The sequence below is a fragment of the Streptomyces sp. B1866 genome, assembly GCF_031932565.1.
Lineage (GTDB): Bacteria > Actinomycetota > Actinomycetes > Streptomycetales > Streptomycetaceae > Streptomyces.
The window spans coordinates 1-8,982 of record NZ_JAVSCF010000255.1; the positions used below are offsets into that span (position 1 = coordinate 1).

The following is an 8,982-nucleotide window of genomic DNA, read 5'->3' on the forward strand; positions in this document are numbered from 1 at the left end:
CCGGGCGGCCGGGCGCGGCGGCCGGTGGCCCGGTCGCCGCTGCCACCGGGCGGTGAGGTCGCGGAAGTTGCGCAGCAGGCGGTGACCGTGCTCGGTGCACACCGACTCGGGGTGGAACTGCACGCCCCACTGCGGGCGGTGCCGGTGGCGTACGCCCATCAGCACCCCGTCCGGGGTCCAGGCCAGGGCCTCCAGTTCCTCCGGCAGGTCGCCGACGGCCAGGGAGTGGTAGCGGACGGCGTCGAACGGCGACGGCAGCCCGGCGAACAGGTCCGTTCCGGTGTGCATGACCGGGGACACCCGGCCGTGGCGGATTTCCGGCGCCCGCCGGACGGCGGCTCCGGCCGCATGGCATATTCCCTGATGGCCGAGGCAGACGCCCAGCAGCGGCAGTCCGCCGCTGTCGATGATCTCCCGGCATATGCCGAAGTCCTCGGGGCGTTCGGGCGTGCCGGGCCCCGGGGAGACCACCACGTTGTCGAATTCCCGCAGTTCTCCGGCAGAAGGGCACGGTTCGTCGTTGCGGAGCACCACCGGATCGCTGCCGTTGATTTCGGCCAGATAGTGGAAAAGGTTGTAGGTGAATGAGTCGTAGTTGTCGACGAGCAGAGTGCGCACCGTTGTTTCCCCCGTATTTCGGCGCATCGGCAGGTCCCAGCGCGCGGCCCGCGCGTTCGCGCTGCGGTGGCCGCTTTCGATGGGAAAGTGCGTGTGCTGCCGCCGCACCGCGATCGCATGTCATCGGTCACCTGCGTGAAGATCCGCGGCGCGGCCCGTGAACAGCCCGGAACGGCAGGTCAGCCGTTGGACAGGCTGCGGCTCGATTTTCCCCCTATGGCAGTCCTCCCGTGACCGCTGCCCGGGCGGGCCCCCGTGCGATACGGCTACCGGTGCCCTCGGCAGCGATCTAACGACAGGATGTGGATCCTTCTGACCCGGTGTCAAGGTGTCCCATGAATCCGCGACCACATGGTGGACAACGCGGTCGGGACCGTTTTTCACGCGAAATTCTGTCCGGCTTGACGGGGTGTATGCGTTCCTGCTCTGCTGGATGAGCTGGCTCGGTGTCGGTCCGGCATTTTTCCGGCATTATTTACGGGGCGTCAGGCGGCGGAGGGGACGGGCATCGCCGATGGAGGTCGGAATCAACTTCTTCCCGGACGTGGACCACCGGGTCAAACCCGCGGAGCGGTATTTCGCGGAGTGTCTGGACCTGGTGGAGCTGGCGGACGGGCTGGGCTACCACCACGTACGGATCGTGGAGCACTACTTCCACCAGTACGGCGGCTACTCGCCGAACCCGATCGTGTTCCTGGCCGCCGCCGCGGCCCGCAGCCGGAACCTGAAGCTGATCACCGGCGCGGTGCTGCCCGCGTTCAACCACCCGCTGAAGCTGGCCGGCGAGATCGGGATGCTGGACGCCGTCTCCGGGGGACGGCTGGAGGTGGGGTTCGCCCGTGCGTTCCTGCCGCACGAGTTCCAGCGGTTCGGCGTGGACATGGACACCAGCCGGGCCCGGTTCGACGAGGGTGTGGACGCCGTGCGGCGGCTGCTGACCGAGGAGGACGTGGCCGTGGCGGGCCGCTTCCACTCCTTCCCGGCCACCACGTCCCTCCCGCGGCCCACGCAGCGGCCCCACCCGCCGCTGTGGGTGGCCGCACTCTCCAGCGAGCACAGCTTCCGGTCGGCCGGGGAACTGGGCTGCGGCATCATGGCCATTCCGCTGGCCGCCGACGCCATGCGCCGCAACCTGGAGGTCTACCGCGAAGCGTGGCAGGCCGCGGGGCATCCGGGGCGGGGCCGGGTGATGCTCGCCTTCCACATGCACTGCGCCCCCGACCGGGAGCTGGCCCGAGCGCGGGCCGAGGAACCGGTCAACGCCTACCTGCGGAGCCTGGCGGCCGCCGCCTCGGACTGGACCAGCGGCGTGTCGAGTGCCGACTACCCCGGCTACCGGCAGATGATCGAGAAGCTGGCGGCGGACGACTTCCACAGCGTGCTCGCCCGCTCGGCGGCGCTGGTGGGCACTCCGGACGACATCGTGGACCAGGTGCGGGAGTTCCACGACCGCTGCGGTGGCTTCGAGGTGGCCAGCCTCCAGGTGAACTTCTCCACGCTGGACCCGGTGCTGGCCCGGGAGTCGGTGGTCCTGTTCGGTGAGAAGGCGCTGCCCCGGCTGCGGGCGGACGTCCCCGGCGCGGTGCGAGGGGTGGGAATGACCGATTCCGCTTCTGTCGCGCGGGACTACCAGCGCTCGCTCCAGCGCAGCCGGGACAGCCGCGGCCGCCGCGACCGGCCGGCGGAGTTCCGGCTCGCGGACCGTGACTGGGCGCTGTTCGACGAGGTCTTCCCGCCGGTCTACTCGGCGTCCACCGAGGTGTTCCTGAACCTGCTGGACCTCCCGCGCGGCGGGTCGATGCTGGAGATCGGCTGCGGCGCCGGGGTGATCGCCGTCAGCGCCGCGCTGGCGGGCTGCGCGCAGGTGGTGGCGACGGACGTCAATCCGCACGCGGTGCGCAACACCGAGTCCAACGCGGCCCGGCACGGGGTGGCCGGGCGCGTGCGGTGCCAGGAGAGCGACATGTTCGCCGCGCTGCCCCCGCGGGAGACGTTCGACCTGGTGTTCTGGCATTCGAACTTCGTGCTCGCGCCCGAGACGCTGACCCGGCTGACCCTGCACGACCTGGCCTACGTGGACCCCGGCTACCGGGCGCACCGGGCGTTCCTGCGCGAGGCCCTGGACCGGGTGCGCCCCGGCGGCAGCGCCCTGCTGGGATTCAGCAGCCGGGGGGACGTGGAACTGCTGCGGCGGCTGGCCGGTGACGCGGGCGTGGCCCTGGGGCCCGTGGCGGCCCGGGAGGTCCGGGAGCGGGACCACGCGGTGGAGTACCGGCTGCTGCGGCTGAGCCGGGGTGCCGGAACGGCGGGGGGAGGAGCCGGGTGAGCGGGTCCACCCCGGGCCCGCCGGGGGGCGGCGGGGCGGTGCTCGCGGTGTGCGTGCTGCTGGTCGGGGAGTTCCTGGCGATCTTCGACATCTCGGTGGTCAACGTGCTGCTGCCGGTGGTCCGGCAGGAGTTGGACACCGGGGACGCGCAGGCCTACCTGGTCGTGGCCGGCTACGGGCTGTCGTACGCGAGCCTGCTGGTGACGGGCGGCAGGCTGGGCGACCGGTACGGGATCCGGCCGGTGTTCCTCGCCGGTGTCGGCCTGTTCGGCGCCGCTTCCGTCGGGTGCGGGCTGGCCCCCTCGATCGAGGTGCTGGTGGCGGCGCGGGCGGTGCAGGGGATCGGGTCGGCGCTGCTGTTCCCCCAGGTCCTCGCCGGTATCCAGCTCATCCTGCCGCCCGCGCGGCGGGGCGCCGCGGTCGGGGCGTTCGGTGCGGTGCTGGGAGCGGGCTCGACACTGGGCCAGCTGGGCGGCGGCGTGCTGACCGAGCTGGACATCGCCGCCGGCGGCTGGCGGTCGGCGTTCCTGGTGAACGTGCCGGTGTGCGCGGCGGTGCTGGTGGCGGGCCGCAGACTGCTGCCCGCGGGCCGGGCGCGGGCCGGGCGCGGACGGCTGGACCTGCCCGGGGCCGCGCTGCTGGCCGTCACGGTGGCCGCGGCGGTGCTGCCCTGGTCGCTGCCGGGGAGCGGGCCGCGACGGGCGGTGCCCGCGCTGCTGGTAGTGGCCGCTGCGGGCACCGGTTTCGTGCTGTGGGAGCGGCGGCTGACCCGCGCGGGCGGGGCCCCGCTGCTGCACACCGCCCTGTTCCGCCGGTGGACCTTCGGCGCCGGGCTGGTGCTGTGCCTGGTGTTCTTCGGCACGCAGGTGCCGTTCTACGTGGTGCTGTCGCAGACGGCCCAGGACGGCGCGGGGCTGGCGCCGCTGGAGTCGGCGGGTCTGTACGCGGGGCTGGGCGCGGCGTTCCTGGTGGCCTCGGTGGCCGGCGGCCGGGTGCGGGCGCGCCACGCCGTATGGCTGACCACCTGCGGGCCGGTGCTGATGGCCGTGAGCTACGCGGGCCTGGGCTCCCTGAGCCTGGGCCAGTTCCGTCCCGCCGGGGCGCTGGTCACGGTGTTCCTGGTGGTCAACGGCCTGGGCGCCGGAATGGTGGCACCGGTGCTGATCCGTTTCGTCCTGTCCGGTGTGGACGCGTCGCTGTCGGGAGTGGCGTCGGGGCTGCTGGCGACGGCGCAGCAGGTCGCGAACTCCGTCGGGGTGATGGCGGCCGGGGCGGTGTTCGGCGCCGGGCGGGACGGCGGTGTGCTGGCGGGGTTCCACGGAGCGCTGCTGTACTTCGCCGGGCTGGCCGTGGTGACGGTGGTGCTGGCCGCGGCGGTGGCCCGAGGACAGGCAGCGGGACGCTCCGAGCAGGACCGGCGCGAACCGGTGACGGCGGGCGGAGCGGGCCGCGGCCGGTGAGGGTGTCCTGCCGGTGGCGCTACCGGGCCCGCGGGCCCGGTAGCGCCACCGGCCGAGCTGCTGGAATCCCAGGGTCCGGTCGCGTGCCNCGAGCTGCTGGAATCCCAGGGTCCGGTCGCGTGCCCGCGACCCGCACCTGCACGCCCCGGCGGCGTGCGGTCCGGTCCCGCCGTCTCAGCCGGGCCGGACCGGCGGCGCGCCGTGCGGCGCAGACGGCTGCGCCCCATCGAAATCCCCCCCTACCTGCCTTCATAAAGCGGACCTTATCGATGACGCACGTTTTCCTGTCACCGGTTGACTGACATCACGCATCCATGCGTGCGAGTGTTCGGAACGCGCCGCGATCCTGACCGAGATCCAGCGGCGCGTACGGACCTGAACGGCTCCTAACGAGCTCGTGCACGGTAGGCGGTGAGACGTCGAGCCCTTGATGGTTGACCATGGTCGGGTGGTGGGGAACACGACTCGCGCAGTGATCATCAGTAACCGCCGGATCACGGGCTTGTCGGCAGATGTGATCGCTGAACTGGTGGCCGAGGTAGGCCCGTTGTGGCATGAGCGTCACCAGGCCAGACTTGCCTGCCGACCGCGGAAGCGGGCCATGGGCGCCGGCGCGAAGCACCGGCTGGTGTTCGTCGACCGACTCCTGGCCACCCTCGTCCACCTCCGTCACGGGGCTGCTCACGATGTGCTGGCCTGCTGGTTCGGCGTGGACCGCTCCACCATCAACGGGCCGTCGGCGAGGTGCGGCCCCTGCTTGCCGAGCGGGGGTGCACCGTCCGTGCACGAGCTCGTTAGCCCCCGGTGGCCCCGACCGGCGTGTGAAGGGCGCGGCCGTCAAGGGCTCACACTCCTGGCGGCCGAGCGCCATCGGGTCCTCAGCTCCGTGGGTGGGAGGGGTTCACGGGCGCGGTGCCAGGCGGCGGGCAGGAGCGGGTGCCGGTGCGGCCGCCCGGGGCGGAGCCGGTGAAGCCCGGCGAGGGCTCCACCGGCCACGGCAGCCCCCCGTCCACACCTGGCCCGGCTCCCGCCGCGCCGCCACCAGATCCTCGCCGGGACCCGTACTCGCTCACGCCGGGACGGCAACGGGCCCCGCGCCGCGCCGGCCGTGCGTACCGCCTCGCACTCGGCCGGCGCCTCACCGGCGGGGCCGTGACGCCGCCGTGCCGACCGTGGCGGCGCGGCTTACGCCGCGCCGCGTGCCGGCCTGCTGCCGCGCCGCGCGGCCGCCCGCGGCGTGCTGGTCCGCGGTTCGGCAGGCTCCGCCGGCCCCGAGTCGACCGCATGGCCGTTCAGGTTGCCGCCTGCACTCCCGTCCTGGCTGCTGATGCCGTCGGCAGCGGTGCCGTCGTCCAGGACGATGCGGGTGGTACGCCGCGCGGTGCCCGGCCTGACCCTCTGCAGCTCGCTTCCGATCCGGTGGTAGAGGGTGGCGGCCAGGGCCCAGTCTCCGCCGACGGCGGTGGCGGGCCGGTGGCGGGTGTCCCACAGGGTGATCAGGACGGCGATGAGGGACCGGCCGGAGACGTCGGCCTCGATACGGCCCTGGCCGGTGTCCTGGACCTGGGACGGGGTGCGGAAGTGCGGGTGGCCGGCGGCCTGGTCGGTGAGGAACTCCCAGGTGTCCCGGTGGCAGACCACGGTGGCCGAGGACACCGCGGCCGCCTTCAGCAGCAGTACCCCGTGCGCCACGTCCCCGGCACCCTCCGGGACGGGGCCGGTCGCCTCTGGCACCGCGGCGGGGTCCGGTCCGGCCTGCACGCCGCCGTCCGGCACGCCGTCCTCCCCGTCGCCGGTCTCGGCGTGGTAGGCCTTCTCGGCGGCGGCCTTCACCGCCTGCCACCGCTGCGCCCGGGCTTCAGGCGTGGTGGCATGGTCCGGGCGGGGCGTGTCGGGCACGGGCGTCTCCTCCTGCGGGGCGGGGCTGGTCGGCTGGCCCTCGGCCGCACCGGCGGCGGGCAGGGCCGGGGGCGCGTCGTCACCGGCGAGACTGCCGGGGGACACCGGCCCGGGGCCGGGCGCGCCGGAGCCGGGCGGCACCGTCCGCGCGGCTTCCTCCCGCTCGGTGTCCTCCGTCTCCGGAGCCTCCGGCGCGGGTTGGGCGTCCTGCCCGGCCGGGACGGCGGGCCGGCTGCCGGGCAGGACCGCTTCCAGGCGCAGGACCAGGGCCTGGACTTCGCGACGCACATCGGCCAGGTCGCTGAGCATCTTCTCTTGGCGGCGGCGCAGCTCCCGGTTCTCCTCACGCAGCCCGGTCGTCCCACCGGAGACGGTTTCCAGGAGTTTCATCCGCGTCTGGTCCACGTCCGCGTGCAGCGCGGACAGCCCGGCCGCCGGGTTACTCAGCGTCTGGTGCACCACCGCGACCGTTGTGCGCACCTCGTCGAGCTCCTCGCGGACCGCGGCGAGATCGTCCCTCCACCCCATGCACTCCCCTTGCCTCGTGGTATCCGTGCCGAGCGCACCGGCCTGATCCTCCCCGCCAGGTGATCGATCGACGCGGGCTGTTTCCAGCCCGCTCCGCCCGGCGGCGCTCGGCAGGGTCCCGCGCGCCCAAGCGCGCGCCACTGCCCCGGATCGGGCGGGAGAGCTGGGCAGACCAGGCCCGCGGCGAACACCTGTCGCAGACGTGCGCGTCGGCGGCGCCCGCCGGCCCGCAGCCGTGAGCGACGCCGGGCAGGCCGAGTCCCGCTCTTGCGCGGCTCGTTGGAAGACGCCCCGCCCAACGCTCGGCCGGGAGCACGCCCGTTGAGCCGGTGCTGATCGCCAGGCAGGAGGGCTGCCGCCCCCGCCTCGCTGCCCCGCTCGCCGCCGACCAGCGCAAGCCCTGGAGAAGGCACCCTCAACGAGCGGGACCGAGTCAGACCCAAGGCGTGCCCGAGGAGTCGGACGACCGCTGCTCGATGGCACGTCTCACTGGTCGGGAGGTGTCCGGTTGCCCTGCGCGCCTCGGGTGGCGTCTGTGCGCCCCTGTACGGGCATGTCAACGGCGTGCCGCGTGGGTGACCACGGCCGTATTCGACGGGGCCACCGTGCCCCGCCTCGGACGAAGGGGTCTGCCACGCGCGTACCGAGGGCACTGAAGACCAGGAGAACCGCGCCCGCCTCAGCGGCGGCGGCGCTGCTGCGCGCTGCGGCTCTCCCACCGGCGGGACCGGCAACCGCCGCCCACGCCGTCACCGTCGATTACGTCCTCTGCGCGGGCCAGGAACAGGCGACCTGCACGCCCGGTCTGACGTCGACGCCGCAGCCCGTGCACTTCCGCCGACCGGCAGACGAGTCGCACCTCCGCGGACCCCACGCTGACCGGCAGGACCGAGACCTCCGACGGCGACTTCATCCCGTCCAGACCGTCATCGACGACACCCAGCGGAACATGCTGCGGTGCTCGGCCCGGCTGCCCGGCCATGGACGAACGAGCGGGAAGACCCCGACCTCTCTTACCTGTCAGCCCGTTACCTATGTGTTTCCTGCCCGGTTCTGTGCCGATACCGGGCGGCAGCCGTCAGGCCCCTAAGCTCTCGATCACGCCGGGCCCGATATTGGGGGGTGCCCGGCCTGATCGGTGAGGACGATCCATGACGCACACCCGCACGTTCACCGCTGCCGCCCTCGTCGCGGCAGCCGCCGTCGGCATGGTGTTACTGCCCGCCCAGGCGCAGGCTGCCGGCTCCGTCCACCTGCACAAGATCTACTACGACAGCCCGGGCAGCGACACCAGGTCCAACGCCAGCCTCAACGGCGAATACGTGCAGATCAAGAACAGCACCAGCCGCGGTGTCAGCCTCAGGGGCTGGACGCTGACGGACGCCGCGAACCACCGGTACACCTTCGGCGCGTACACCCTCGGCGCCGGCAGGACGGTCACGGTGCACACCGGGAAGGGCCGCAACACCACGGCCCACCTGTACCAGGGCCGGTCGGCCTACGTGTGGAACAACGACCGGGACACGGCCACGCTGCGCAGGTCGTCGGGAAGCACCGTGGACAGGTGCTCGTACAACTCCACCCGCGCCGACTACGTCATGTGCTGAACCGCCAGCCGGCACCACGCGCCTTGCTCGGAAGGCGCGTGGTGCCGTGCGCCGAGATCCTGCGGGTGTGCGGGGCCGCGACGTCGGCAGCGGCCCCGCACACCCGGGACCGCACCAGCCGGGTGCGGTGTCGTCTACCCGGGAAAACTGGACAGCCTTGCAGACGTGGTTCCTCTGCCAGGGCGCCCTGGGCACCGCGGCAGAGACCGCTGCCGGGGCACCCGGTCGCACCGTCACGGGGCCGGGGCCGGGGCCGCGCGGCAGCGGCCGTTACGTACACGGTGTCCTTCCGGGTCGGCGGAGGCCGCCTGGACGGGCGAGAGTGCGGGCGAACCCATGCCAGGTGCCGCCGGGACGTCACGGCTTCCGCTGGAACCCGTGACATTCCGGAGGCAGCCGCCGACCGGCCGCTACGGACCGCCCTCCGCCTCGGCGGGGGCGGACTCCTCGCCGTCGGTCGAGGTACCCCTGGCGAGCCGCGGCGACCGCGCCGCCGGGTCCGCGGTGAGCCGGTGCGCGCGCGATGGGCACCGACGAACTCCAC

7 protein-coding genes are annotated in these 8,982 nt (G+C 73.4%); 4 read left to right on the top strand and 3 right to left on the bottom strand.

All coding sequences use genetic code 11. The features are described 5' to 3' along the window. Window positions 1-618 (bottom strand): aminodeoxychorismate/anthranilate synthase component II (locus RKE29_RS24700; protein ID WP_312007828.1); only part of this gene is annotated, 618 nt, incomplete at its 3' end. 514 nt (window positions 619-1,132) lie between these two features. Here RKE29_RS24700 and RKE29_RS24705 point away from each other — a divergent pair. Both RKE29_RS24705 and RKE29_RS24710 read left to right on the top strand, forming a co-directional pair. Further along, complete coding sequence (locus RKE29_RS24705) at window positions 1,133-2,944, top strand: LLM class flavin-dependent oxidoreductase (RefSeq protein ID WP_312007829.1); 1,812 nt, start codon at window positions 1,133-1,135, stop codon at window positions 2,942-2,944. Beyond that, window positions 2,941-4,404, top strand: a complete 1,464-nt coding sequence (locus RKE29_RS24710) for an MFS transporter (protein WP_312007830.1) — start codon at window positions 2,941-2,943, stop codon at window positions 4,402-4,404. Before RKE29_RS24705 ends, RKE29_RS24710 begins: the two co-directional genes overlap by 4 nt. Before the next feature lie 304 nt (window positions 4,405-4,708). On the opposite strand, the gene RKE29_RS24715 is transcribed toward RKE29_RS24710, so the two are convergent. Then, the gene (locus RKE29_RS24715; protein WP_312007834.1) at window positions 4,709-5,077 is read right to left on the bottom strand and encodes a hypothetical protein; all 369 of its coding nucleotides are present in this window, start codon (window positions 5,075-5,077) and stop codon (window positions 4,709-4,711) included. Between RKE29_RS24715 and RKE29_RS24720 the strand changes: the two genes are divergently transcribed. Beyond that, window positions 5,006-5,374, top strand: a complete 369-nt coding sequence (locus RKE29_RS24720; protein ID WP_312007833.1) for a transposase family protein — start codon at window positions 5,006-5,008, stop codon at window positions 5,372-5,374. The genes RKE29_RS24715 and RKE29_RS24720 overlap by 72 nt on opposite strands. Window positions 5,375-5,589: 215 nt before the next feature. Here the strand turns inward: RKE29_RS24720 and RKE29_RS24725 are convergent, their stop codons facing one another. After that, complete coding sequence (locus tag RKE29_RS24725) at window positions 5,590-6,831, bottom strand: hypothetical protein (protein ID WP_312007831.1); 1,242 nt, start codon at window positions 6,829-6,831, stop codon at window positions 5,590-5,592. A gap of 1,151 nt (window positions 6,832-7,982) precedes the next feature. On the opposite strand from RKE29_RS24725, the gene RKE29_RS24730 reads away from it, so the two are divergent. Next, complete coding sequence (locus tag RKE29_RS24730; protein ID WP_312007832.1) at window positions 7,983-8,438, top strand: lamin tail domain-containing protein; 456 nt, start codon at window positions 7,983-7,985, stop codon at window positions 8,436-8,438. Window positions 8,439-8,982: the final 544 nt, after the last annotated feature.